Origin of the sequence: Citricoccus sp. NR2 (genome assembly GCF_027594385.1) — a bacterium.
Taxonomy (GTDB): Bacteria; Actinomycetota; Actinomycetes; order Actinomycetales; family Micrococcaceae; genus CmP2.
Genome location: NZ_CP115154.1, coordinates 1,471,856 through 1,497,070 on the forward strand (window position 1 = coordinate 1,471,856; position 25,215 = coordinate 1,497,070).

Sequence of the window (25,215 nt, forward strand, 5' to 3'; positions counted from 1 at the left end):
GCGGGACTGATGTGGTTCTGGAGGGTTACCGCTGCGGTGCGGCGGCGTCCGAGGTGGTGGACTCGGTACCGGCGCTGTCCTCGGTGCCCGAGGCGTCGTCGTCGGGAGTCCATCCGTCGGCGTATTCACCGGTCTCGTAGTCGTAGTCGACCTCGTTGCCGTCCTCGTCGGTGCGCTGGTACCACTCGGTGAGCTTCTCGTCGGTGGAGTCGAAGTCGGCGCCGGCGCCGCGGCCATCGGGGGCATGGCGGACCTGGAGCTCGAACTCGTCGCCGTGCTCCTCGAGGCCGCGCACCACCGCGTTCTTGATGGCGGTGCGAGCGTAGTTGTGGCGAATGGCAGCCGGGTCGGTGGCCAGGTCCTTCAGGAAAGCCACCATCATCAGGATGAGGATCAGACTGAACGGCATCGCGATGAGGATCGTGAGGTTCTGCAGCCCGGAGAGCGCATCCTCACCACCGGCGAGCAGCATGACCACAGCGATGCCCATCATGCACAGCCCCCAGAACACCACGAGCAGCTTGTTCGGCGCCGGCGTCCCGCGCGAGGACATGGTGCCCATCACCACGGAGGCGGAGTCGGCGGAGGTGATGAAGAAGATCGCCAACACCACAATCAGGATGTACGGGGTGATGCCGTTGAGCGGCAGCAGGTCGAACATGTGGAACAGCACTTGCTCTGGGGTGGCGGAGCCGTCGAAGCCCTCCACGCCGTTGATGGAGTTCATGATCGAGGTGCCACCGAACACGGTGAATGCCAGGATCAGGATCATGGTGGGCACCGCCATGGTGGCCAGGGTGAACTCGCGCAGGGTCCGGCCTCGGGAAATCCGGGCGATGAACATGCCCACGAACGGGGTCCAGGCGATCCACCAGGCCCAGTAGAAGGCAGTCCACCAGGACTGGAACTCGACGGTCTCCGGGCCCCACGACAGGGACTTGCCCATCATGGTCAGAAACTCGGCGGCGTAGGTCATGATGCCGGAGGGGATGAGATTCAGCAGGAACAGCAGCGGCCCGGTGAAGAACACGAACAGCACCAGCCCGAGGGTCAGGGTGATATTGATGTTGGAGAGATACCGGATGCCGCGGGCCACCCCGGACACCGCCGAGATGACGAAACCCAAGGACAAAATACCGATGATGAGGATCAGCACGGCATTGCCGACCTCACCGAGCCCGCTGATGATGGTCACGCCCTGGCCGATCTGAACAGCGGAGAGTCCCAGGGTCGCGGCGGTGCCGAACAGGGTGGCGACGATGGCGAACATGTCGACGATCTTGCCGGGAACCCCATCGGTCTGGGCGCCGAAAATGGACCGGAACGCCGAGGACAGCAGAGTCACCCGGCCGCGGCGGTACGAGGAGTAGGCCAGGGCGCCGCCGACCAGCGCGTAGAGCGCCCAGGCGTTGAGCCCCCAGTGATAGTGGGCCTGGGCCAACCCCTGGTGGATAGCCTGCCGGTTGACCTCGGTTTCGCCACCGGAGGCCGCAATCATGGCGTTGAGCTGGTTCTGCGCAGCGGCGTCGGTGTGCGGGGCCGGGTCGAGAAAGAAGGCCAACGGCTCGGAAGGTCCGAAGAAGAAGATACCCACACCGATACCGGCGCCGAACATCATCGCGATCCAGGAGAACCGGGAGAACTCAGGGGTTTCGTCGTCCTTACCCAGCCGGATGCGTCCGAACCGGGAGAACGCGACGTAGACCATCACGAACACGCCGAGGATCATGGTCAGGTTCAGCAACCAGCCGATGTTCTCCATGGCCCAGGAGAAGCCGATCGACGCCGCCGTGCCCACCGATTCGGGGCTGAGGACGCCCCAGGTGACGAACCCGACGATGAGCACGCCGACGACGCCGGAGATCAGCCAGTCGATGCCGAACCGGTTGCGCTGCTCATCCACGGAAATCCCGGGAACCAGCCCGGGGTGGATGTCGTGCGGGTAGAGCCCGACGGCGGAGTCGCGGTTCGGGGACAGCAGCTGCGAGGCCAACGGGCCGCGGTGCGTGCGGCGCTGGGCTTGCTCGGGCTGCTGGTCTTCGGGTGTGGAGGGTGGGTTCGTCGCCACCGGGGTCCCTTCGTTGTACCGTGCGAGCGTCATCGGGCGCAGCACCTCCGCGGTGCGAGGAGGGCGAGTTCAGTGATGACGCGCGACGCAGGTCGTTACCTGCGGGTTTACGAGCACATAGGGTACCAGCCCCAGATGAGCGGGGCTCAGCCGGCCGGCTCAGCCCGACTCAGCGACGGTCCCCCTTCAGCGAGGAACGCGGGTGTAGGTGAGGTCGAAGATTTCGCGGCCGGCGCGGTGGGCCTTGTTTTCGAAGCTGGTCAGTGGGCGGGTGTCGAAGCGCGGGGCGAAGCCGTCGTGAACGTTGCGCAGGGCGGCGGCGTCGTCGAGCACCTCACGCATCTGCCAGGCGTAGTCCTCCCAGTCGGTGGCCAGGCGCAGGGTGCCGCCGTCGCGCAGCACCCGCTCCAACTTCGGTACCAGGGTGGGGCTGACCAGGCGGCGCTTGTGGTGGCGGGCTTTGTGCCAGGGGTCGGGGAAGAAGATCCAGATCTCGTCCGCGCTGGCCTCGGGCAGCAGGTGGTCCAGTACTTCGGGGGCGTTGGCCTGTACGGCGCGGATGTTCTCCAGCTCGTGGGTCTCCATGCCCAACAGCAGCGCGGCAACACCCGGGGTGTACACCTCGACGGCAAGGAAGTTCGCCTCGGGGCGGGCCTGGGCGCCGGCCAGGGTGGACTCGCCCTGCCCGCAGCCGATGTCGACCACCAGGGGCGCGGTGCGTCCGTAGACCTGCTCGAGTTGCAGGTGGGAGTTCGGGGCGACCGAGGTATCGGCGCGGTCGCGGGGCACCTCGAGCACCGCATGCGGGCTCATCCGGTCCCAGGCGGCCTGGCGGCCGGGATTCAGCCGGGCGCCGCGGCGTACGAAAGACACCGGCTGGGTGCGGTACAGGCCGGGATCCGGGTTCGGGTTGTGGCCGTGGGGGTGCTGGGCGGGGGCAGAATTCTCAGTCATCGTCTACCAGGGTAGAGCAGATTACTCGGAGGGGATGATCTCTTCGAGCTCGGTGAGAAACTCGTGCAGGACCGGGCCGTTGGTCTGGGATCCGGCGAAGCCCTCGTTGAAGAACAGAGCGACGGCGAGGTCCCCATGGATGGAGGTGATCCAGGTGTGGGCCAGGGTCTCGCCCTCGGAGACGAACTGGGCGGTGCCGGTCTTGGCCAGCACCGGAGCACCGGGAACCTGCTGCAGGATCGGCACGGTGCCCTCGTTCACCGGCCCGGCCATCAGCTCACGCAGCTGGGCGGCTTCCTCCTCGGTGAGCGGGGTGTTACCGGGGAGGTTCTCGTTCTCGGTGGGATCCACCTCTGGGTCGGTCACCACGATGGGGGAGACGGTGGAGCCGGCGGCGATGGAAGCAGATACGGTGGCCATCCCCAGCGGCGAGGCCTGAGTGACGCCTTGACCGAAGAGGTTCGCGGCGTGCCCGGCGCCGGTGGCGTCGTCGGGGATGCTGCCCAAGAAGGCGCCGTCGAATCCGACGATGGGGTCGGCCACCAGTCCCAGTGCCACCGCGGCGTCGTACTCCTGTTGGGCGGTGATGTCGTTCCACTGCCCCACGAACACGGTGTTGCAGGACTGGGCGATGGCTTGGGCCAGCGTGATCTCCCCGAGGAACTGGGTGGGGTAGCCGTCGAAGTTGCCGATCTCGGTGCCGTCGGTGTTGATGGTGGCCGGGCAGCTGACGGTGGACTCGGGTGTCATCCCGTTGCGCAGCATGGCCAGGGCGGTGATCAGCTTGTAGGTGGAGCCGGGCGCGTATTTACCGGACATCGCCACCGGCCAGCTCATCGACTCCGGGCCGTCCGCTGCGGCGAGGATGTGCCCATCGGAGGGACGCACGACGACGAGGCCGGCGGGGACCTCAGACTCGGCAAGGGTGTCTTCGGCCAGCTGCTGGACCTGCTGATGCAGCGTGGTGGTGATGGAGGCGCCGTCGATGGGCTCGCGGGTGAAGGAGACCGGGTCGTGCTCGGGCGCCGTGTCCGATGCCGCGGCGTCGTCGGATCCGGCCTCGTTGTCGACGGTGATTTCCAGCCCGGAGGTCCCGGAGAGCTCGTCATTGAAGGTGGCCTGCAGTCCCGAGAGCCCGGTGGCCACGCCGGCTTTCAGGGTGCCATCGGAATTCTCCACCTGTTCGGCGGAGGGCTCGCCGAAGGTGCCCAGTACGGAGCGGGCAAAGCTACGGGTCGGAGCCAACATCTGGGTGTCTTCGATAGCTCGGGCCCCGGTGATCTGGTTGATCTCCTCGGACGGAATCCCGGTGGAACCGTCGGCACGCAGGGTGATGAACTCGACGAAGGCCCGCTGTCCGGCGTTGAGGGTGCGCTCGGTGAAGATGTCGATGTCGAGATCGAGTACTTCCGCCAGCGCGGTGGCGGATTCGGTGAGCAACTCCTCGGCCTCGGTTTGCTGGGCGTCGGTGGGTTCGCCCTCGATCTGCAGGGCGTCCATCACCCGAGCTTTGTCGATGCCGATGCGCTGCACCGGGCGGTTGGTCACGATGGGTTCGCCCTCGCCGTCGAGAATCCGGCCCCGCTCGGAGGCGGTCTCAGCGACGACGACGGCGCCGCCTTCGGCCAGCCCGGGCACTAGCGATTCCGGGGTCAACCGCGGCTGCCAGGCCTCGGCCTCCTCGTCCCACACCAGGGTGGTTTCCGCGGTGTAGGACCACTCGTCTGTGGATTCCGCGGAGGCCTCTGCGGAATCAGATGCCTCGGCGCTCTCGGTGGCTTCAGACTGGTCAGATTCCTCGGATGTCTCACCGCTGAGGTCCCAGGTCACCGTGTAGGTGGCGGTTGCGGTCGCCGGTGCGTCTTCGGCTTCGTCCGTGCCCTCTGCTTCTTCATCGACCGCGACCTCGTCCAGGGTCACCGTCACCGGGTACGACTCCAGCTGGGCCAGTGCTTCGACGAGCGCATCCGGCTCCGAAGAGTCGGCAGCCAGGGCCGCCGTGTCGACCTCGGTGAGCTCGTCCGAGGCCAGCTGACTAGCCCAGGCTTCAGCAGTATCGTTGGGATCCGGAAGGGAGGTGCCGCAGGAGCTCAGAGTCAGCGCGAAGGCGATGCCGGCGGCACCGAGACCGAGCGCGCGTGACGAAAATCGAGCGCGCCGAGTCCTGCGAGCAGGACGGGCGGAAGCAGGGTGTGAGGTGAGTGCTGCGGCCATGCTTGCATTCTAGAGTGTTCCGGGCCACCTCGGCCTGGGAGCAAGGCCTGTGAAGTCCATGTCAGGCCCGCATTGACTCTACTTGCGGCCGGGGCCGTGTTGGACCAGGGCGTCGATGCGGCGGGCGGCCTCGTCGGCGCTGGGCGGCTGGTAGTTCGGATCCTGGGCGCGCCGACGATTGCGCAGCACCCGCAGCGTCACCCACACCACGATCGCGGCCACGACCAGTCCGAGAATCACATTGGAGAACACGTCGGCGTAGTCGGAGATGAGGTGGAAATTTTCGCCCAGCAGGAAGCCACCACCGATAAAGAGGGTGTTCCAGATGCCCGAGCCCACCGTGGTCAGCAGGAGGAACAGCCCCATGTGCATGCGCTCCACCCCGGCGGGGATGGAGATCAGCGAGCGGAAAATGGGCACCATGCGCCCCACGAACACGGTCCAGTAGCCGAAGCGGAGGAACCAGCGCTCGGTTTTTTCGACGTCGTCAATATCCACCAGCGGCAGCCAATCCGCCGCGCGATACAGCCGACGCCGCCCGAACCAGGCGCCCAAACAGTAGAGCAGGGCCGCGCCCACCACGGAACCAACCGTGGCCCAGAGTACGGCCTCCCACACGGTGAACGCGCCAGACGCGGCAGTGAAGCCGGCCAGGGCCAGGAACAGCTCCGAGGGGATGGGCGGGAAGATGTTCTCGATGAGTACCGCCAGGCCGACCCCGATGGGCCCGATGGCTTCCATAACGGCGACGACGGCGTCGCCGAGCCACCCGTAGGACACGACCGCCTGGTCTGTGGGCGCAACGGTGGTCAGGGGCACGTGCGCCGCAGCAGACAACGATGAGATCGAGGGAAGCATTGCTCCATTGTGCAGAACGAAGCTGAACCGTGGCTGAACCGCCGCCGCTGCTGGGGGAACTCCCGCTAGAGTGGCGATCGTGGAAACGTGGATGGTGCTGGCAGCGGTCGCCGCCGGACTCGTGGGCGCCTGCCTGCAGCGCGTCTCCGGCGCGGGGGTCGGCCTGGTGGTCACCCCGGTGATGGTGCTGCTGTTCGGCCCGGTGGCCGGGGTGCTGCTGACCAACGCCACCAGTATTGTGTCCGCGTTGCTGATCATGACCACCGTGTGGGCCGGGATCGACTGGAAACGGCTGAGCCAGCTGGCGCCCATCGGGGTGCTCGGCGCACTCGTCGGCGCGGCGCTCGTGGCCGCGCTGCCTGCCGCGTGGTTGCAGATCGTGGTGGGTGCGGTGGTGTTGCTGGCCCTGGTGATGACGTTCTCCCTGCCGCGGCTGCCCGAGTGGACCGGCCCGGTGCCCGCACTCTCAGCCGGCGTCGTCGGCGGATTCCTGAACACGGTGGCCGGAGTAGCGATGCCGGCGATGGTCATTTTCGCCCAGGTGTCCCGGTGGCCGCAACGGGCTTTCGCCGCCACCATGCAGCCGGTGTTCTTCCTCTTCGGGGTGTTTTCGGTGGCGATCAAGCTGCTACTCGGCGCGGCGGTCGTGGAGGTGCTACCGCCGTGGTGGTTTTTCGCGCTGGTGGGCCTCGGCGTCGTCGTCGGGATTGTGCTCGGCACCGTGCTGTCCCGACACGTGCAGGCCGAGCGGGCTCGGATCCTCGCCGTCGTGCTGGCGGGCGTGGGCGCGGCTGTCACGGTGGTGCGGGGAATTCTCGCGTTGTGAGCGTGCCGGATTCTGGGTACGACAGGACCCGTGCGGGCGGCCAGGGCTGACAGAGGACGGGGGAGTGACTATAGAGTGGTGTCGAAACTGATCCCATCGGAAGGACTCTCATGAGCATCGTCCAGATCCCGCTGCGCCTGACCACCGGCGCGTTCGTGCTGAATTCGGGCCTGAACAAGCGCAAACTGACCGACGAGCAGGCCGAAGGTCTGCGCCAGATGGCCGAGAAGGGTCTGCCCGCCGTCAAGGACATGGACGCCGCCACGTTCCGCCGCTTCCTGACCTACAGCGAGATCGGCGTGGGCGCGGCCCTGCTGCTGCCGGTGGTTCCAGGCTGGGTGGCCGGTACCGCGTTGAGCGCCTTCTCCGCAGGCCTGGTCAACATGTACCTCAACACCCCGGAGATGACCGAGGACGACGGCGTGCGTCCCTCGCAGGAGGGCACCTCGGTGGCCAAGGATGTCATCATGCTGGGCGCCGGCGTGGCTGTCACCCTGGACTCGCTGGTGAACCGCAAGGCCAGTAAGCGCAAAGCCGCCGACAAGCGTGCCCGCAAGATCTCGGACGCCAAGAGCGAGAAGGTGGAGGCCATTCAGGAGGCTGCCGCCGATCGCGTGGACGCCATCAACCAGGCCCGCGAGGAGCAGGTCGACGCCCTGCGTAAGGCCCGCAAGGAACTGAAAGCTCAGCGCAAGGGCAAGTAAGCTTCGTGATTCTGTAGCAAGCACTACACACGACGACGCCGGATTCCGTTGCAGGGGTCCGGCGTCGTGCTGTTGCTGACTGTCTAGCGGTCTTGTTGTCTGCTTGTCCGGGTCAGCGGCGCAGCACGGCCACCAGGAAATCGGACTCCTCGGTGAAGGGCTGTAACGTCCAGGTGGAGTACCGGGCGTCCACCGTGAAACCCTCGGCTGCGGCGTCAGCGAAAAACTCGGTGAAGGTGTAGCCGCGACCGGCGCCGAAGCCGATCACCACACGGCCCGAATCGACCAGCAGCTCCCGGATGCTGCGTAGCGCCGGACGCCGGCCGGCTGGGGCCAGGAATCCGAATACATTGCCGGCGCTGACCGCCAGATCGAACGGCTCTGCCAGCGTTTCGCGGGCCTCATCCGAGAGCGAAGACTCCAGATTTTCCAGGTCGCCGGTGAACCAGGTGGCGTCGGGGAAATCGGTGCGGGCCACCTCAACCAGGTGCGGATCCACATCCACACCGACCACGCTGTGACCCGCCTCGGCCAGGTACCCTCCGGTGCGGCCGGTGCCGCAACCGGCATCGAGAATGCGGGATTCGCGCTCGGCCATCGCGTCGATCAGCCGGGCTTCGCCGTCGACGTCGAAGCCTTCTGCTGCTAGTCGCCGCCAGCGTTCCGCATAGCGCTGGGAGTGCCCCGGGTCCGCGGTGACTGCACGCGTCCAGGCGTTTCCGGTGGTTGCGGGCTCTGGCGCGACTACTGCTTCCGGTGCCTCGGCGGACTCCGGCTCCGGATCGAGAGCCACCGTGGAGTATCCGGCCTCCGGATCAGCGGGCAGCGGCTTGATAGGCCGGGCTGGCACCCCGACGGCGATCACATTGGCGGGCAGATCCCGGGTGACTACAGCCCCGGCACCGACCACCGTGTTCTCGCCGATGGTCACGCCCGGGCCGACCACCACGCCAGCGCCCAACCACACATTATCGCCGATGACGATCGGCTCACCGGACTCCCACTTGGCCCGACGCGGTCCGGCCTCCACTGGGTGCGAGGCAGTCACCAGTTGCACGCGCGGACCGATCTGCACGTCGGCGCCGATGGTGATGGGCGCGACGTCGAGAGCCAGCAGTCCGAAATTGGCGAAAGTGCGGGCCCCGATACGAATGTAGCGCCCGTAGTCAACATTGAAGGGTGGGCGGATCTCCACCTGCTCGCCGACCTCACCGAGCAGGTCGCGCAACAGCTCGGTGCGGGTGGCGCCGTCGTCGATGGAGGTGGCGTTGTATGTTTCGGTGAGCCGCTGAGCTCGAGCCGAGGCGGAGCCCAGCTCGTCGCTGGCTGCCAAATAGACGTCCCCGGATTCCATGCGCTCGCGCATCGAACGCTCATCGGGGAAGTAGTGCGGGGCCGGGTCGGTGGTCATGCACGGTCCTTTCGTTCGGGGAGGTCTTGGGCCATGTCTTCCGCATCAGATTCCCCCGTGTCGCTGTCGGCTTCTGCGGCTTCGGCGGCCGCGGCGAGTTCTGCGTGGCGAGAGAGGAACGTTTCGCGCACGTAGGGGGTGCCTGTGGTCAGGCGGTGGTTGCCCGCATTCAGGGCGAACAGCGAGCCGGATTCGGTGAGTCGGCTGGTTTTCACCGTGGTGACGGGTTCTCCGGTGTTGGCCGCCCTGGCGATGATCCGGCCCACGCGGTATTCATCGGCGGCCTGTCGGTCCAGCTTCTTCAGAACGCGGGTGTGTACCGTGCGCAGCTGCAAGGTGTGCCAGGCGGGCAGTCCGGCGGCGAGCTGGCGGGCGCGCAGTACCTCCGCGTCCCAGGCCGCCCCGGCGATGAGCACCATGGTGGCGATCCAGGTCATCAGGATGATGACGATCACCCCGTTCAGGGTGGTGAGGATCTGCGAGAAAGAGCCGACCGAGTCCAGTAGCCAGCCCACGGTGCGCAGGGCGAAGAACAGCACCAGCACGGTGAAGGCGCCACCAGCGGTGACGAGCCGGTAGCGGGGCAGCTTCACGTTGGGGGTGGAATAGTAGGCGGTGGAGACCCCGATGATGAGTACCGCGAGGATCACCCACCATTTCACGGTGTTCCAGGTGGCCACAGTTTCGGTGGTGAAGCCCAGCATGGTGCCGAGGCGTTCGGAGAACTCGCCGCCGACGGTGATCAGCAGCAGCACGGCAATAGCCACCAGCATGACCCCGATGGTCTCCAGCACGACTCGGGCGCGGAACAACAGCAGCGGGCGCCCCTCACGGGTGTCGTACAGGCGGTGCATCGCCCGGTGGAACGCGGCCAACACATTCGACGCCGAGTAGAGCGACCCCAGCAGTCCAACAACCAGGCCAAGTACCCCGCCGCCGGTGTTGCCCAGCGCCAGCACGGCCGAACTGATAGCAGCCGGCTCCATGGTGGGCACGAGCTCGTGGATCAGCTCGGCCGCGGCTTCTACGGTCTCCGACTGCAATCCCAGCAGCGAAACGAGCGAGACGATGGAGACCAGGGCGGGCAGCACTGAGAGCATGGCGTAGAAGGTCATGGTTCCGGCGACGTCCCACACCTGCATCTCGATGAGTCGCATCCAGGTGCGGCGCAGCACGTAGATCACCGACGCTCGGGGTGCAGCGTAGGTGCGCCGCGAGAAACGCCGTCGTCGTCGTTTCGGGGCAGAACTCATAGCTTCGAGCGTACCGTCCGTCCGTGTGCTGGCAACGGAAGCTCGACCTGAGCGAGGCGGGCTCGGTTGAAGGGATTTGGCGGAGCAGACTACTGTGAAGGTCATGGCAGACTCCCGCACGCGCGCGCTGACGACGGCTCCCGCACTCTTGCTCCTCACAGCCGGCCTGACGTTGACGTCGTGCACCGTTGAGCCCTCACCGGAACCGTCGGGGAGCCCGTCCGAATCTCCCTCCGAGTCGGCGTCCTCATCGGCCAGTGTGGCGCCGCAGGCCAGCGTGGACGAGTTGGCCGAGGTGTTGCTGACCACCGGTGATGAGGCCCTGCCTGGCGAGCTGAACCTCAGCGTGGAGTCGTATGAGAACCAGCCCTTCACCATGTATTTCTCGCTGAGCGAGTTCACCACCACGGGCCAGTGTGCGGATCTGCTGGCGGAGCTTAATGCGTTCAGCACCCAGGCGCTGATCGGCGTGACCGGCCACTATGAAGCGGCCGCATCTGACGATGAGCCGACGCCGGAGAGCACGGAGTCGGAGGGTGACGCGTCGGACGCGGATGCCGAGTCCTCGGTCGTCATCGAGACCATGGTGATCGAGACAGCGGATGATGTCGACCCGATGTCGGTGTACTCCCGGATCCCGGGCGCGTGCGACTCGGTGGACAGCGATGAGCTGGAAGGTTCGACGGCCACCTTCACTCAGCTGGGCGATCTGGATGCGTTCCAGCTGAGCGTGGATGACGGTTCAGGCGAGGTGGAGACGCTCCACACCGGTGGCGGGACTGCGGGCAACCACCACGTTTACATTGCGGCCACGGGAATCAGCGAAGCTGAGGCGGAGACGCTGTTCACCGAGCAGATCAATCGACTCGAGGACGCTTTCGGTGACGATGAATCATCAAGCCCCTCGCCGACGTCGAGCGCAACCAGCCCGTCGCCGACGGATTCCTAGCGGTTTCTGACGCCTCACACTCAGCCACTTAAAACAGTGGGGGTGTGGACGGCGCATCCGTGGTGGGGGGCCTCTGCGGTGGCCAAGGCGGATTCCGGGGGGAGTGCTCTCGCCGGAGGTTTCGGACACCGAGGCTTCCGTTGACTCGGTGGGCTCGGTCGGTTCCGGAGGCTCGGTCGGGATCAGATCGCCACTAGCTGTGCCGGAACCGCGTGACTGCAGCTCGGCGTTGGTTGTAGATCGATACTCAGCTCGTTGCCCGAGCTCGAGACCTCGTAACGGTCCGGGCCAACGGCCTGTCCGTCATTGGCCTGGAACTTGCCCCAGCCCTCCTGCGTAACCGGCACCGAAGGGTTGCGTACCGAGTCCTCCCAGTGGCTCAGCCCCTCGGGGATCTGATCGACGATGGTGACGGGATCTGCGCCCTCCACCAGAGAACCGGGGATGAACATGCGCCAGAACGCTTCGGTGCGGTTCGAGCCGGTCCAGCCGTCCATGGACATCGTCTCCCGCTTCGGCGAGACTCCCGGGGGCCGATACCGCCGGGCAGTGGCACCCCGATCATCCCGCGTGTGGTGCCGAAGGTCACCGACTCTTCATCAGTCTGCTGCCATGCCTGCATGAACGCGTCTGCCATGGCCCAGATGTTGTCGTGCTGAGTGAGGTAGGCCTCGTTCTCCAGGGTGCAGACCAAAGACGCCATTGTCTCTGCGCTCAGTGGTGTGGTCGTGCAGGTCCCCAGGGTGGTGTCCTCATCGATCACGAGAGGGAAGTCGTAGACGTCGAACTCCGGGTCGGCGACGTCCGCAATGTCAGCGGACGCTGGGGCGAGCACGGCGAGGGGGCAACCACGGTGGTCACTGCTCCTGCGCCGATGATGGTGCGGCGTCGTGGTCTGAAGATGGTCATGGGTTCCCTTCGAGGCGGCCTGGTGCCATATCAGCAGCGTCGGACGTATCCCGCGAAAGACCAAGACCTCGAGTCGCTCACCCAGTGGCGGTCAGAACTCCCCTACTCGCGGTGATCGATGCTTTGATAAGAATGTGGTTGGAACGATTCAGTGCACCAGCGTAGGGGGTGATTGAGGGCTTTCGCATTTGAGTAATCATGTTGTGGATAACTTGCCGCGCCTGAAAGTTTCCTCTGACTTTAATGGATGAAAAGTCTCGTGGGGAAGTAATGCGGCAGACTGGCCGGTGAGGTCGGCTTTTCGGGCTGGAATAAGTGTCGCGTCGACAAGGTTGAGTTAAGTAGACTCAAGTAAGAGTATCCAGCATTGATCAGCCCCGGGAGGCCGGGACGAAAGGAGCGGTGATGGACGCACAGTTCACCACGAAATCTCAGGAGGCGCTCTCCGCCGCGGCGATGAACGCTTCCACTGCGGGTAACCCGCAGATCGAGCCTGTCCACCTGCTTAAAGCAGTCATGGATCAACGAGGATCGGTGGCCGTGGGCGTATTGAAAGCCGCCGGTGTCGACCCCGACGTCATCTCCACCGCGGCATCGACCGCCATCAAGTCGTTGCCTGCTACCTCGGGTGACTCCGTCGCCCAGGCAAAACTTTCGCGTACTGGGCTTCAGGTGGTGCAGGCCGCACAAGCCCAGGCCCAAGAGATGGGGGATCAGTATGTATCTACCGAGCATCTGCTGCTTGGTCTGACCGCCGACTCCGGTGCAGCCGGACAGGCACTACGAGATGCCGGCGCCACGCTGCAGGCTCTCAAAGCTGCGGTCACGTCTGTGCGCGGAGATACCCGCGTCACCAGCCCAGATCCCGAGGGAACCTTCCAAGCATTGGAACAGTACGGTACCGATCTGACCGAGGTGGCCCGCTCCGGCAAGCTCGACCCGGTGATCGGCCGTGACGCCGAAATCCGGCGGGTGGTGCAGGTACTCTCGCGGCGCACTAAGAACAACCCCGTGCTCATTGGTGAGCCCGGCGTCGGCAAGACCGCTGTCGTCGAGGGCCTCGCCCAGCGCATGGTGGCCGGCGACGTCCCAGAATCGCTGCGTGGCAAGACACTGATCTCCCTGGACCTGAGTGCCATGGTGGCCGGCGCCAAATACCGCGGTGAGTTCGAGGAACGTCTCAAGGCGGTGCTCGAGGAAATCAAGCGCTCCGACGGACAGATCGTCACCTTTATCGACGAGATCCACACCGTGGTCGGGGCGGGCGGGTCGTCCGATGGGTCGATGGACGCGGGCAATATGCTCAAGCCCATGCTGGCTCGCGGCGAGCTACGGCTCATCGGCGCTACCACCCTGGATGAGTATCGCGAGAACATCGAGAAGGACCCAGCCCTGGAGCGCCGCTTCCAGCAGGTCTACGTGGGCGAGCCTTCGGTGGATGACACCATCGCCATTCTGCGCGGATTGAAGGAGCGTTACGAGGCACACCATAAGGTGGCGATCACCGATGCCGCGCTGGTGGCTGCCGCGAATCTCTCCAACCGCTACATTTCCGGGCGTCAGCTACCGGATAAAGCCATTGACCTGGTGGATGAGGCTGCATCCCGGCTGCGCATGGAGATCGACTCGGCTCCCGAGGAAATTGATCAGTTGCGCCGCGCTGTCGATCGTCTCACCATGGAGGAACTAGCGTTGGAGAACGAGACCGACGCCGCCTCCGTGGAACGTCTGGCCGCACTACGCGAAGAGTTGGCGGACCGTAAGGAAGAACTGTCCGCGCTCAAGGCCCAGTGGGAAGAGGAGAAGTCCCAGCTCAATCGGGCCGGTGATCTGCGCGCCAAGCTCGACGAGCTACGCTCTGAGGCAGAGAAAGCCCAGCGCAACGGCGACCTGGCCGAGGCGTCTCGCATCCTCTACGGCGAGATCCCCACTCTGGAGCAGCAGCTCGCCGCTCAAGAGGAAGCCGAGTCTCAGGGGCCCAAGACCGCGACCATGGTCTCCGAAGAGGTTTCCGCGCAGGACATCGCCGAGGTGATCTCCGCGTGGACCGGTATTCCGGCCGGGCGAATGCTCACCTCCGAGCAGGAGAAGTTGCTGCACATGGAAGACGAGCTGGGTCATCGGCTCATCGGTCAGCGCGCTGCTGTGCAGTCGGTGTCGGACGCGGTGCGGCGCTCGCGGGCCGGAATCGCGGACCCGAACCGGCCGATCGGTTCGTTCCTGTTCCTTGGTCCCACCGGTGTGGGTAAAACCGAGCTGGCCAAGTCGCTGGCGGAGTTTCTCTTCGACGACGATCACGCCATGGTGCGCATCGACATGTCCGAATACGCGGAGAAGCACTCCGTCTCCCGGCTGGTGGGTGCCCCTCCCGGCTACGTCGGCTACGACGAGGGCGGTCAGCTCACCGAAGCCGTGCGCCGTCGTCCCTACTCGGTTATTCTGCTCGACGAGGTGGAGAAGGCTCACCCGGAGGTCTTCGACATTCTGCTGCAGGTGCTCGACGACGGTCGGCTCACCGATGGGCAGGGCCGCACCGTGGACTTCCGCAACGTGATCCTGATCTTGACCTCGAACCTGGGCTCGCAGTTCCTGGTGGACCCGAACCTCTCCGCAGAGGCGAAGGCCGAAGCGGTGGGTCAGGTGGTGAGGTCCGCGTTCAAGCCGGAGTTCCTGAACCGGTTGGATGACATCATCCATTTCGAGCCGCTCGGGGTGGAAGACCTCACCCGGATTGTGGATCTGCAGGTCCAAGTGCTGGCCGAACGGCTCGCTGAGCGCCGGCTTTCTCTGGACGTCACAGACGCTGCGAAGGAATGGCTGGCACTCACTGGCTACGATCCGGCTTATGGTGCCCGGCCGTTGCGCCGCCTGATCCAGCGCGAAATCGGCGACCAGCTGGCCAAGGCGCTGCTGCGCGGGGACGTCCAAGACGGCGACACCGTGCGGGTGGACCGCGACAGCGCCGAGGACGCCGACGGCCTGACCATCACCTCCCAGCGGTGACGCTGATCTGACGCACAGCGGGGCTGACCCAATGAAGGGTCAGCCCCGCTGCGGTGTGGCGGGTGATTGCTGTCATTGTTTAGAAACCGGCGAGGTTGATCAGCCCGTTGACGAGCAATCCGGCGACGACGGCGTAGAGGGTGATGGAGATGGCCTGCCAGACCAATACGACCGTCTTGGGTGAGCCGAAGGACACCAGGGTCGGAGCGATGACATGGGTGGGCACCACCAGCATGCCTAGCACGGTGACACCGGGGACCCCATAACGATCGAAAAGCCGGCGCACCTTATCTTGGCGGGGCGAAGACTCTACGGTGCCGCCAGCTGATGAGCCGGAAGAGCTCCGCGCAACGATGGCTTCACGGGTGCCGGAGGCGATGAGGGTGAGCACCGCGACGACGGCGAGGTTGCCGATGATCGCCATGAGTACGGCAACCCACACGGGGACCCCGGCGACGGATCCGACCACCACCGCGCCGTAGTTTTCGATGAAGGGGATCATCGCCACCAGGGAGACACCGAGGAACTGGATGGCCTCGGGCAGGGAGAGGACGAAGTTCTGCAAGCTGTCGATGAAGTTCATGTTCTCAGTCTTCCGCGGTGCACGTCCGCCAGGTAGTGCCGTGGTGTCACCGGATCGTATGACATCGGTGCACGCAGACAGTGACAACTGTCATGGTCCTACACTGGCACCGTGACCACCTCCCAGCCGCAGCCTGCCCACCGCCCCACCGGCCAGTTGCCAGTGAGCGCTGCCTCCGGGGAAGGGTTCGACGATGACTTCCGGGTGAATCTGCCGCTGACCCGCGCCCGCGGGGTGACCGTCACCTGGTGGTACACCTTTGTCTCGGTGCTCGCTCTGGCCCTGGCGATGCTGGGGATTTCCGCACTGGTGCTGGGCGTGATGATGCAGGAGGCGGAGGCCTCCATCGGGCTGCTCGTGGTCAGCCTCGCGCTGTGTCTGGGGACCATCCCGGCGGTGATGTACGCGAGTTGGCTGATGCGGGAGAACTACGGCACCGGCTGGACGCCGTGGCCCGCCACGCTGGCGATGTTCTCCGTGCCCGTGGTGTGCTGGGCGGTCACGGTGGCCCTCCCCGGTGCCGCATTTTATGGGGCGCTACCGCTGTGGATCCTGATCAGCGTGCTGTTGCCCCTGCTGCGGTTGCGGCAGCGGCTGGTCGTCTTCCTCGTCGGCACCGTCCTGGTGCTCGGGCACGGCTGGCTCAACCCGGATACGTCGATGGTGCTGGGCCCGGGCCAGCCATTCACCACCGTGGTGATCCTGCTGGTCCTGCTGCCCCCGAGCATCGTTTTCTCAGCATGGTGGTGGCGCGTCGTCGTTGATCTCGATGCGGCGCGCACCGCGAGCGGTCAGCTGGCAGTGGCCCGCGAGCGGCTACGTTTCGCCTCCGACCTGCATGACATTCAGGGCCACCACCTGCAGGTGATCGCCCTGCAGGCCGAACTGGCCGACCGGATGCTGTCGTCCTCGAACCCCCACGCGCAGACCGCCGCGCAGAAGGCTATCCGAGAGGTGCGCGCCCTGGCTGAGCAGGCCCAGCAGGAGACGCGTCAGCTGGTGCGTGACCTGCGGGTGGTGTCCCTGCGCGAAGAACTGGATAACGCCCGCGATGTTCTCGAAGCGGCGGGTATTGCGACCACCATCGACGTCGAGACCGGCCCAGGGACGGTCTCCGAGCAACACGACCGGCTGATGGGCCTGGCCGTGCGCGAGGCCACCACCAATATCCTGCGCCATTCCTCCGCCGCCGAGGTGTCGCTGCGCTGGAGTGTGGACGACGTGCAGCGCCTGGAAATCATCAACGACGGCGTCGAACCCGGTGGTGCGGAGAACTCCTCGGGACAGCAGGGCACCGGACTTGCCGGACTGGACACCCGTTTCCGGGAGGCCGGCGGTTCCGTGACTCATGAACATGATGGCTCCCGATTCCGACTGATTGCGGCGGTGCCGCTGCCATGACCGAAGGACTTCAGATGATCCGTGTGATGATCGCCGACGACGAGACCATGATCCGCACTGCCATGGAGACGCTGCTGGGGCTGGAGGAGGACCTGGAGATCCTGCCCGGCGTTGCCAACGGCCGTGCTGCGGTCGCCGCTGCGGTGCGGCTGACTCCGGATGTGTGCGTGCTCGATCTGGAAATGCCCGAGCTTGACGGGGTGGATGCCGCCCGCGAGATCGCCGCCTCCGTAGCGACCAAGGTCATCATCTGCACCCGCCACGCCCGACCCGGAGTGCTGCGCCGTGCGCTGGCCGAGAAGGTCGCCGGATTCGTGCCGAAATCCACGCCGGCCGAGCGGCTGGCTGGAGTGATCCGCGAAGTGATGGCGGGACGGCGCTACGTCGACCCCGAGATCGCCGCCACCGCACTGACCGCCGCGCGGTGCCCACTGACCGACCGGGAGCTGGATGTGCTGCGCGCCGGACGCAACGCCACCTCGGTGGCACAGATCGCCCAGCAGTTGAATCTGGCTCCGGGAACCGTGCGGAACTACCTTTCCTCCGCCATGCAGCAGCTGGGCGTGAGCACCCGCGCTGAAGCATCCCAGCACGCCTGGGAGCAGGGCTGGATCTAGCCCTCGTCGGTGTCGGCCTCGGCGTCAGTTTCGGGCGATTCCTCGCCGGAAGCCGAACCGGTGTTGTCGACCACCGGGTTCTCTACCAGGGTGCCGGTGAGCTGGCCTTCGGTGGTGGTGGCCAGGCAGTCCACCCGGCGGTCGCCTTCGCCCCAGGAGCCTTCGGAGGGGTTGGTCACCTGGATCACTACGGGGGCGTCTGCGGTGCCGGTCAACTGGATGGAGCCGCAGAATTCTTCGGCGGCGGCACGCATCTGGTCAGTGCCCGGGTAGGCGTCGGCGTCGGCAAAAGTTTGGCGTCCCACCAGTTCCGCCTCGTGGGGCTGATCGCATTCGATGACGGTGGCCGGATCCTGGGTGGAGATGAAATCGGTGAGGCAGTCGCCCGGCTCGAAGTCCTCGGGCGGCAACCCGGTGGCGATAATGCCGTCAAGACCCGGATTCTCGTTCCGTTCGGTGGCGGTCGGGGTCTCCTCGCTGGAGTCTGAGTTGAGCATCGAGCTCACCCACGGCACCACCACGAGGCCGATCACCACGATCACCACGAGCAGGGCACCGGTGGCGAGCCAGCGGTTGCGGTTCTGGCGACGACGGCGCACATCGCGGCGCGACTTCTTACGCTCGGCATCGGCGAGCACCGAGGTCTGCGGTGCCTCATCGGACACGGTGAAGGGATCCTCGGGGGTCGTCTCGGCGGGACCTTCGACGTTCTCGTCGGGTGGCTGCGTCATCGTCGCTCGACTGTCCTTCTGATGGTTGCTCGTGGATTGCTGGTGCTACGTCGTCGTTCGCCCTATCGTGCCACGGTTCCGGGGTGTGAGTGCACCGCAGACGGGCGGAAGATTCCGCTGTCCGGGAAATCCGCCCTGAAGCGGGCACGTCCGAGCCCCAGAACCCGGTGGCTATGCGACGAAGTCCTGACAAACATGTTAACCTAGTGAGCACGAACCAACCTGTAGAAGCACACCTCCGCGCCAGCCGATCATGATCGCTGCCGCCGGGGACATGAGACCGCGAAGGGGGTCACGCTCATGGGGCGCGGCCGTCAGAAGGCAAAGGCTACCAAGCAGGCACGGGATATGAAGTATTTCTCCCCTGCCACCGATCTGTCTGCCCTCGAGGCAGAGCTGTCCGGCAAACGCTCGGGCTCTGAGGAAGACAACTATTCTGACCTCGCGGACAAATACGCCGACGTCTACGATGACGAGACCGACGACGATGACGCATCGTCGTATCGGACTCGCTGACATCGAACCGGATCATCCGGCGCATCGGGCCCACCAGGCCGCACTGCGCTCCATTGACCGGGTCGTTCACGATGATGCTCGCCCCCAGGGCGAGCATCTCGCACGTCCGGGTGTCTTGGGTGTCTTGCGGCAGTCGCCACTGATCATCACCGGGGCCGGAGTGTCCACCGATTCGGGAATCCCCGATTACCGTGGCCCGCAGGGTTCCCTGCGTCGGCACCGGCCGATGACCTACCAGGAGTTCCGTTTCGACGCCGCGGCACGCCAGCGGTACTGGGCCCGGTCCTATGTGGGCTGGCGCCAGATGGTCGCGGCAGCACCGAACGACACTCACCGCATTCTCGCCGAGTGGAACGCCTGCGGGCTGATCTCCGGGATCGTCACCCAGAACGTAGACGGCCTGCACGCCCAGGCGGCCCGTGAGGTGGCGTCCGCCAGCCAGATCAGCCACGAACACGATCCAGCGGCGCTCGTCGCACTGCACGGGGACCTCGACCGGGTGATCTGCCTGAACTGTGGTGCCATGGAGTCGCGGCACGGCCTGGACGCCCGGCTCGATGAGGTCAACCCCGGCTACATTGACGCCGCGCTGTCGGACCGCCTCGACGTGAATCCCGACGGCGATGTGACCTTGCCGGATGAGCTGATCGGCGACTTCCAGATGGTGGCCTGCCTGAATTGCGGCTCGTTTTTGCTCAAGCCCGACGTCGTGTATTTCGGCGAATCTGTTCCGCCAGAACGCCGCCGTCACGCATCGGAACTGCTGGACGACGCCGGCGGGCTGCTGGTGATCGGTTCCTCGTTGGCGGTGATGAGTGGCTACCGTTTCGTGCTCGATGCTCAGCGCGCGGGCAAACCGGTGGCACTGATCAATGCCGGACCCACCCGGGCCGATGCCAAGGCCGAGTACCGGTGGCGTGCCCGGGTGGCCCCCGCCGTCACCTGGTTGCACCGCCAGCTCGAGACGTGAGCGTCACCCGCACCCGGTCCACCGAGGTGCGCAGTCTGCCCGTCTACGCCGCCGGTGCGGTGGAGACCCTGACGTGATCCGCGGGACCTGCATGAGTGGTTTGTGCTGCTGGGTATCAGTACCCGCACCGTGACCCGGCTGCTGACCGAGCAGACCGGACTGGGCTTCTCCCGCTGGCGTATGACGGTGCGTGCCCAACACGCGGCGCGCCTGCTCGCCCACGGCCACGGCATCGAATGCGCCGCCGAGGTCATCGGTTACCGCACCGTGAGCGCCTTCTGTGCGGCATTCAAAGAGCGCACCGGCAAGACGCCGGGTGCCTTCCGCAGCACCTTGACCTGTCCGAACAGCGGTAGTGAGCCGCAGAACTGCGCGATTGCGCGTCCGCATAGATCTGCCTACTCTAATTGAGGCAATCATGACAGATCTATTACGGGTTGCCTCATGAACGCCTGCGAAGACTGGAGGGACGAATGCGTTCACTGCGTGTTCCCACGGCGCCTCGAAACCCCGCTGACCGCCCTGACTGTGGCTGCTGCATTGGCGCTGACCGCATGCGGCGGCACCGGCAACGACGCCGACGTCATCCTGGTTGCCTACTCGGGGCTGACTCAGCAGGACTACGACTCTCTCTCCGAGACGGCGGAGGAGAACCCCGAACTCGAAGGCAAGTCTGCGATGTTTTTGGCCCAGGTTGATTCCTCCGACCTGAGCGAGGTCAGCTTCTACACCACCCATGATCCGCGCACGGCGTTCTTCAACGACCTGGGTCTGGAGACTCCGGAATCCGTGGCCGAGACCTCCGACGGCACCGAAGAGTTCTCCCAGACCGTCAGCGCCGAGCCGCTGTCCGAGGCCGATGAGCGACCGGTGGCCGCCGCACTGGAAGCCACCCACGCCCACGGCCTGGTGGACCGGCCCGTGGATGAGCTCTCCGGGGGCCAGCGTCAGCGGGTCTGGATCGCCTTGGTGCTGGACCTGCTCACCGAACTGAACCACAACGTGGGTACCACCATGGTGATGGTGCTGCATGACCTGAATATAGCGGCCCGCTACGCCGACCACCTGATGGCGATTGTCGACGGCACCGTACACTCGGCCGGGACACCCCATGAGGTGCTGACCACGCAGAGCGTACGGTCCGTGTTCGGCTTGGACTCGCTCATCATCACCGACCCGGTGTCGAACCAGCCCCTCATGGTGCCCATGGGCCGCCACCACCGCACCGACCACCCGCCGCATCCACCAACGTCCCAGGAGACCGCGTGACCACATCGAACAACAGTTACCCCTCCACCCGTGCTTACCGCGTGCAGGTGGCTGCCCGCCAGAGCCTCAGCGAGCACTTCGTCCGCTTCACCTTCAGCGGCGACGAGGTTCAGCACTTTGGCACCGATCGGCTCGATCAACGCATCAAGTTGCTCTTCCCGCTGGCCGACGGCTCCTATACCGACATCGGCATGTTCTCCGACCCTCGGCCCACCATGATGCAGTGGTACCAGGCCTGGCGGCTGCTCGAAGAGGACCAGCGGAATCCGATGCGCACCTACACCGTGCGCCAGGTGCGTCCGGAACAGGCTGAGGTGGACGTCGACGTCGTGCTGCACGGCACCGAGGGACCAGCCTCCGCCTGGGCCTCCACCGCCCAGATCGGTGACGAGATCGTCATCGTCGGGCCGGATTCCCGCGCGGACACCACCAACGGCGGCATTGATTTCAAACCGGGTGAGGCCACCGATCTGCTACTGGCCGGTGACGAAACCGCAGCGCCTGCGATTCTGTCCATCCTGACACAGCTCGCCGAACGTGAGCAGGCCGAGCCCGGGCTGCGATACACCGGGCACGCCCTGATCGAGGTGCCCTCCGACACTGACGTGATGGACGCCGAGGTCACGGTTCCCTCCGGAATGGCCCTGACGTGGCTGGGGCGCAACGGTGCTGGGCACGGAGAGAAATTGACGGCCGCAGCGAAGCAAACAGCAGCCGAGTTCTACCGAGACGCGGATGCTAGGGCCAGCGTGGGCGCGAATTCAGCCTCAGCCGGTCAAGACACCGAGCTCGTCGAGGATGAGAACATCCTGCTCTGGGAGTCCCCCGATGCCGGATCCGCTCAGCGCTATGCCTGGCTGGCGGGTGAGGCCGGAGTGATCACCGGGCTGCGCCGTCACCTGGTCAAAGAGCTCGGCGTGGACCGCAAGACCATCGCATTCATGGGCTACTGGCGTCACGGCCGCGCCGAAGGCGCCTGAGGTCTTCGGGCGATGGGGAAGGGGGATCCCTTGAGCACTCCGCTGGCCGTGATCGCCGGAGCGTCTGGATTCATTGGTGGCGCATTCAGACGGGACTTGGAGTCCCGCTGCTACCGAATACGCACTATCGGCCGCAGCCCCTGGCACCGCACTGGCGGCAATCGGCGGTTCAGCTGGATCCGCGTCGATGATGTCCTCGGCGCGGTCCGTTTCATCGATGAGACCCCGAGCGTGGAGGGACAGGCGAACCTGGCCCGACCCGGCGACGGTCTGGGAGCCGCAACAGGACCACTCCATATACCACTCGTGCCGGACGTGGTCATTCCGCCGGAGATGGGGGACTTGAACGGTGTAGCGTGTCGGCAAATTACTCGAGGGTTGGGGCGGAACCTCGAAGCTTGACAGATTGGTGCGCACGCAACATCTCACACCGTCCTCAGGCGGCGAATTCACCAGCAATGCTGGGAAACGCTCCTGGGACACTCACACGAATCGACGCACCACGGAGAGGACCGATCCCAGCATGAGCGCAGACAAAGACAACATCCAGACAGGGAGGAAGGGCAAGCCCAAATGGCAGCTGCCCGTGGCCTTCGTTGCTGTCGCGGCGGTGGCGGCGGTCGCCGGTGGCGTGATCGTGAACAGCGTCAGCGGCAGCGGCGATTCCCCGACGACCGCCGCATCAGGCCGCGGAGGTGAACAGGCCCAGACGGTGTCAGACGTCACCGTGGTCGGTGAACACCGCGGTTACGACGAGGTGCACCAGGGCGGCGAGGAGAACCTCGAGAACGTCCTGGTGAGCACCGAGTGGCTCGACGAGCGCCTGCAGGAGGGTTCCCTCTCCGATCAGGGCATCGTGCTCATCGACATCTCGGAGCACCTGGCATCGTCCGAACTGACCCCTTACCAGGAGGGTCACATTCCGCAGGCCCAGTACGTGAACTGGAGCGAAGGCTTCACACAGCCGAACACCCGCGAATTCATCACGCAAGATGAGTTCACCGAGCTCGCCCAGAGCCTCGGCATCAACGAGGGCGACACCATCGTGCTCTACGGCGACAACAGCAACTGGTTCGCCGCTTACGGTGCGTGGGTATTCAACCTCTACGGCGCCGAAGACGTGCGCCTGCTCGACGGCGGACTGCACAAGTGGGAGGTCTTCGACGGCCGTGAGCTCACCGAAGAAGTGCCGCAGGTGACCCAGGGTGACTGGGTCGCACAGCCGCAGAACCTCGACATTCGTGCTCTGCAGCCCGAGGTGCTCGAGGTCGCCGAGGAGAACGTCAACGACGGTGATTCCGACGTCACCCTGGTCGACATCCGATCCAAGGACGAGTACGACGGCGCTATCGGCGTCGACCCCGCGATCTTCGGTGGAGAAGCGACCACGATCTGGGGCCACATTCCCGGCGCCGTCAACGTCACCTGGAGCACGATCGTCGACGAGGAGACCGGACAGTTCCTGCCCGCCGACGAAATCCGCGCCATCTACGAAGAGGCGGGCGTCGACTTCGACGAGCTGATCATCACCTATTGCCGCATCGGTGAGCGTGCCTCTCACACGTGGTATGCACTGAGCCAGATCCTGGGTGCCGATGTGAAGGTCTACGACGGCTCATGGACGGAGTGGGGCAACAGCGTCGGCGTGCCGGTGGGGAACAACACCGATCAGCGCGCTGGTCTCTGGGGTTCCAGCGAATCGTGACCTGCTCGACAACAACCACCTCGGCGGTCACTGAAGAAACAGACTCCTCGGTGACCGCCGAAGCCGCGCTGGGATGGACGCGCGGCGATACGATTCGTACCATCATCGCGCTGGCGGTCGCCGCGGCGCTTTTAGGCACCGCGAGCTGGCTCGCCGCCATCGGCGGCGAGGGCGTCGGCGGCCAGAATGCAGCCTTCATCCTGCTGGTCGGCGCGGGGCTCGGCATCCTGTTCGAACGCGGCCGCTACTGCTTCTTCTGTATCTTCCGGGACTTCTTCGAGAACAGGAACTCGCGCGGCCTGTATGCGGTGCTCGTCTCGATCGCGGTCGGCACGCTGGGGTATGCGGTGATCTTCAGCATGCGGATCCCGAACCCCACCGGCAACCAGATACCGGAGGACGCTCATATCGCGCCGGTCTCGCTCGCGCTCGTCGTTGCCGGCCTCGCCTTCGGCGTCGGCATGGTGATCTCGGGCGGCTGCATCGCAGGCCACCTTTACCGGTTGCCGCAGGGCCACCTGCGGTCGATCCCGGCACTCATCGGCGTCGTGCTCGGCTTCGGTGCCGGCTTCTTGTCGTGGGACTTCGTTTACTCGGCGTTCATCCTCGGCGCGCCCGTGCCGTGGTTGCCGTCGGGCAACGGCTACACGGTCTCCGTAGTGCTGCAGCTCGCGGTGCTGGCGGGCCTCGGCATCTGGCTGCTGAAGTGGAACCCGCGGGTGCAGGCCCGACCCGCTCGTACGATCGATGGAACCGAGATCCGCAGATCGCTCTTCTTCACCCGCTGGCCGGCACTCGTGACGGGTGCCGCGGTTGGCATCATCGCCGTGCTCGCTTACTACAAGGATCAGCCGCTGGGCGTTACTAGCCAGATCTCATCGCTCACGCGCACGCAGATGACGGACCTCGGTGTGCTGCCGAGCTTCATGCCGGGCCTCGACGAGCGTCTCGCCGGCTGCGTCGCCGTCGTGGTGCACACGATCACCACGAACGGCTGGCTCATTCTCGGCATTTTCTCGGCATCGCTCGTCATGGCGCTGCTCGGGCGACGCGTGAAGGCCGAGCGCGTCACCGTGCTCAACTCATCGAGTGCGCTGCTGGGTGGCGTCTTGCTCGGCTGGGGCTCGATGATCGGCCTGGGCTGTACCATTGGCGTGTTGCTCTCGGGCACGCAGGCTATGGCGCTCTCGGGCTGGGTGTTCGGGATTGCCGTGTTCACGGCCGCAGGCGCCTCTTTCAAACTGGGGCTGCACCGACGCACGAACCCCACCGCATACAACTAGACGTAGGGAAT

22 protein-coding genes are annotated in these 25,215 nt (G+C 65.6%); 13 read left to right on the plus strand and 9 right to left on the minus strand.

The annotated features are described in order from the left end of the window. Positions 1 to 25: 25 nt before the first annotated feature. From O1A05_RS06915 to O1A05_RS06930, 4 genes are all read right to left on the minus strand, one after another. Positions 26 to 2,101 (minus strand): BCCT family transporter, encoded by a 2,076-nt coding sequence (locus O1A05_RS06915; RefSeq protein WP_270107299.1) that lies wholly within the window; start codon positions 2,099 to 2,101, stop codon positions 26 to 28. 153 nt (positions 2,102 to 2,254) lie between these two features. Next, positions 2,255 to 3,022: a tRNA (guanosine(46)-N7)-methyltransferase TrmB gene (gene trmB / locus O1A05_RS06920; protein WP_270107300.1), complete on the minus strand. Its 768-nt coding sequence runs from the start codon at positions 3,020 to 3,022 to the stop codon at positions 2,255 to 2,257. A gap of 21 nt (positions 3,023 to 3,043) precedes the next feature. Further along, positions 3,044 to 5,236: a penicillin-binding transpeptidase domain-containing protein gene (locus O1A05_RS06925; protein ID WP_270107301.1), complete on the minus strand. Its 2,193-nt coding sequence runs from the start codon at positions 5,234 to 5,236 to the stop codon at positions 3,044 to 3,046. Between the two features lie 78 nt (positions 5,237 to 5,314). Beyond that, on the minus strand, positions 5,315 to 6,094 hold the full coding sequence (locus O1A05_RS06930) for a DedA family protein (protein ID WP_270107302.1): 780 nt from the start codon (positions 6,092 to 6,094) through the stop codon (positions 5,315 to 5,317). Between the two features lie 79 nt (positions 6,095 to 6,173). On the opposite strand from O1A05_RS06930, the gene O1A05_RS06935 reads away from it, so the two are divergent. Then, positions 6,174 to 6,920 carry a TSUP family transporter gene (locus tag O1A05_RS06935; protein WP_270107303.1) on the plus strand — a complete coding sequence of 249 codons (747 nt, stop codon included), beginning with the start codon at positions 6,174 to 6,176 and terminating at the stop codon, positions 6,918 to 6,920. A 110-nt stretch (positions 6,921 to 7,030) separates the two neighbouring features. Next, entirely contained in the window at positions 7,031 to 7,624 is a 594-nt protein-coding gene (locus O1A05_RS06940) for a hypothetical protein (protein ID WP_270107304.1), read from the plus strand. Positions 7,625 to 7,736: 112 nt separating this feature from the next. Here O1A05_RS06940 and O1A05_RS15640 read toward each other — a convergent pair whose 3' ends face one another. Beyond that, on the minus strand, positions 7,737 to 9,035 hold the full coding sequence (locus O1A05_RS15640) for a methyltransferase domain-containing protein (protein WP_333482010.1): 1,299 nt from the start codon (positions 9,033 to 9,035) through the stop codon (positions 7,737 to 7,739). Beyond that, the gene (locus tag O1A05_RS06955; RefSeq protein WP_270107305.1) at positions 9,032 to 10,288 is read right to left on the minus strand and encodes a YihY/virulence factor BrkB family protein; all 1,257 of its coding nucleotides are present in this window, start codon (positions 10,286 to 10,288) and stop codon (positions 9,032 to 9,034) included. The genes O1A05_RS15640 and O1A05_RS06955 overlap by 4 nt, the downstream gene beginning before the upstream one ends. Positions 10,289 to 10,391: 103 nt before the next feature. Here O1A05_RS06955 and O1A05_RS06960 point away from each other — a divergent pair, with 103 nt between their 5' ends. Then, positions 10,392 to 11,237, plus strand: coding sequence for a hypothetical protein (locus O1A05_RS06960; protein WP_270107306.1), 846 nt, complete (start codon positions 10,392 to 10,394; stop codon positions 11,235 to 11,237). A gap of 182 nt (positions 11,238 to 11,419) precedes the next feature. On the opposite strand, the gene O1A05_RS06965 is transcribed toward O1A05_RS06960, so the two are convergent. Further along, positions 11,420 to 11,734 (minus strand): hypothetical protein, encoded by a 315-nt coding sequence (locus O1A05_RS06965; RefSeq protein ID WP_270107307.1) that lies wholly within the window; start codon positions 11,732 to 11,734, stop codon positions 11,420 to 11,422. Positions 11,735 to 12,551: 817 nt separating this feature from the next. Between O1A05_RS06965 and clpB the strand changes: the two genes are divergently transcribed. Continuing rightward, positions 12,552 to 15,149: an ATP-dependent chaperone ClpB gene (clpB, locus tag O1A05_RS06970; RefSeq protein ID WP_270107308.1), complete on the plus strand. Its 2,598-nt coding sequence runs from the start codon at positions 12,552 to 12,554 to the stop codon at positions 15,147 to 15,149. A 79-nt stretch (positions 15,150 to 15,228) separates the two neighbouring features. On the opposite strand, the gene O1A05_RS06975 is transcribed toward clpB, so the two are convergent. Next, positions 15,229 to 15,732, minus strand: a complete 504-nt coding sequence (locus O1A05_RS06975; RefSeq protein ID WP_270107309.1) for a hypothetical protein — start codon at positions 15,730 to 15,732, stop codon at positions 15,229 to 15,231. 111 nt (positions 15,733 to 15,843) lie between these two features. Here O1A05_RS06975 and O1A05_RS06980 point away from each other — a divergent pair, with 111 nt between their 5' ends. Both O1A05_RS06980 and O1A05_RS06985 read left to right on the plus strand, forming a co-directional pair. Beyond that, positions 15,844 to 17,133, plus strand: a complete 1,290-nt coding sequence (locus tag O1A05_RS06980) for a sensor histidine kinase (RefSeq protein ID WP_270107310.1) — start codon at positions 15,844 to 15,846, stop codon at positions 17,131 to 17,133. Positions 17,134 to 17,147: 14 nt separating this feature from the next. Then, a complete protein-coding gene (locus O1A05_RS06985) occupies positions 17,148 to 17,750 on the plus strand; it encodes a response regulator transcription factor (RefSeq protein WP_270107523.1) in 603 nt (200 codons plus the stop codon). On the opposite strand, the gene O1A05_RS06990 is transcribed toward O1A05_RS06985, so the two are convergent. Further along, positions 17,747 to 18,481, minus strand: a complete 735-nt coding sequence (locus tag O1A05_RS06990; protein WP_270107311.1) for a septum formation family protein — start codon at positions 18,479 to 18,481, stop codon at positions 17,747 to 17,749. The genes O1A05_RS06985 and O1A05_RS06990 overlap by 4 nt on opposite strands. A gap of 300 nt (positions 18,482 to 18,781) precedes the next feature. Between O1A05_RS06990 and O1A05_RS06995 the strand changes: the two genes are divergently transcribed. From O1A05_RS06995 to O1A05_RS07025, 7 genes are all read left to right on the plus strand, one after another. Next, a complete protein-coding gene (locus O1A05_RS06995; RefSeq protein ID WP_270107312.1) occupies positions 18,782 to 18,997 on the plus strand; it encodes a DUF3073 domain-containing protein in 216 nt (71 codons plus the stop codon). Beyond that, the gene (locus O1A05_RS07000) at positions 18,969 to 19,967 is read left to right on the plus strand and encodes a Sir2 family NAD-dependent protein deacetylase (protein ID WP_270107313.1); all 999 of its coding nucleotides are present in this window, start codon (positions 18,969 to 18,971) and stop codon (positions 19,965 to 19,967) included. The genes O1A05_RS06995 and O1A05_RS07000 overlap by 29 nt, the downstream gene beginning before the upstream one ends. A 102-nt stretch (positions 19,968 to 20,069) precedes the next feature. After that, positions 20,070 to 20,378, plus strand: a complete 309-nt coding sequence (locus O1A05_RS07005) for a helix-turn-helix transcriptional regulator (RefSeq protein WP_270107314.1) — start codon at positions 20,070 to 20,072, stop codon at positions 20,376 to 20,378. A 75-nt stretch (positions 20,379 to 20,453) separates the two neighbouring features. After that, a complete protein-coding gene (locus O1A05_RS07010) occupies positions 20,454 to 21,236 on the plus strand; it encodes an ABC transporter ATP-binding protein (RefSeq protein WP_270107315.1) in 783 nt (260 codons plus the stop codon). Next, positions 21,233 to 22,216: a siderophore-interacting protein gene (locus O1A05_RS07015; protein WP_270107316.1), complete on the plus strand. Its 984-nt coding sequence runs from the start codon at positions 21,233 to 21,235 to the stop codon at positions 22,214 to 22,216. Before O1A05_RS07010 ends, O1A05_RS07015 begins: the two co-directional genes overlap by 4 nt. Before the next feature lie 523 nt (positions 22,217 to 22,739). Next, positions 22,740 to 23,921: a sulfurtransferase gene (locus O1A05_RS07020; RefSeq protein ID WP_270107317.1), complete on the plus strand. Its 1,182-nt coding sequence runs from the start codon at positions 22,740 to 22,742 to the stop codon at positions 23,919 to 23,921. 50 nt (positions 23,922 to 23,971) lie between these two features. Continuing rightward, positions 23,972 to 25,204: a YeeE/YedE family protein gene (locus tag O1A05_RS07025; RefSeq protein WP_270107318.1), complete on the plus strand. Its 1,233-nt coding sequence runs from the start codon at positions 23,972 to 23,974 to the stop codon at positions 25,202 to 25,204. Positions 25,205 to 25,215 lie beyond the last annotated feature (11 nt).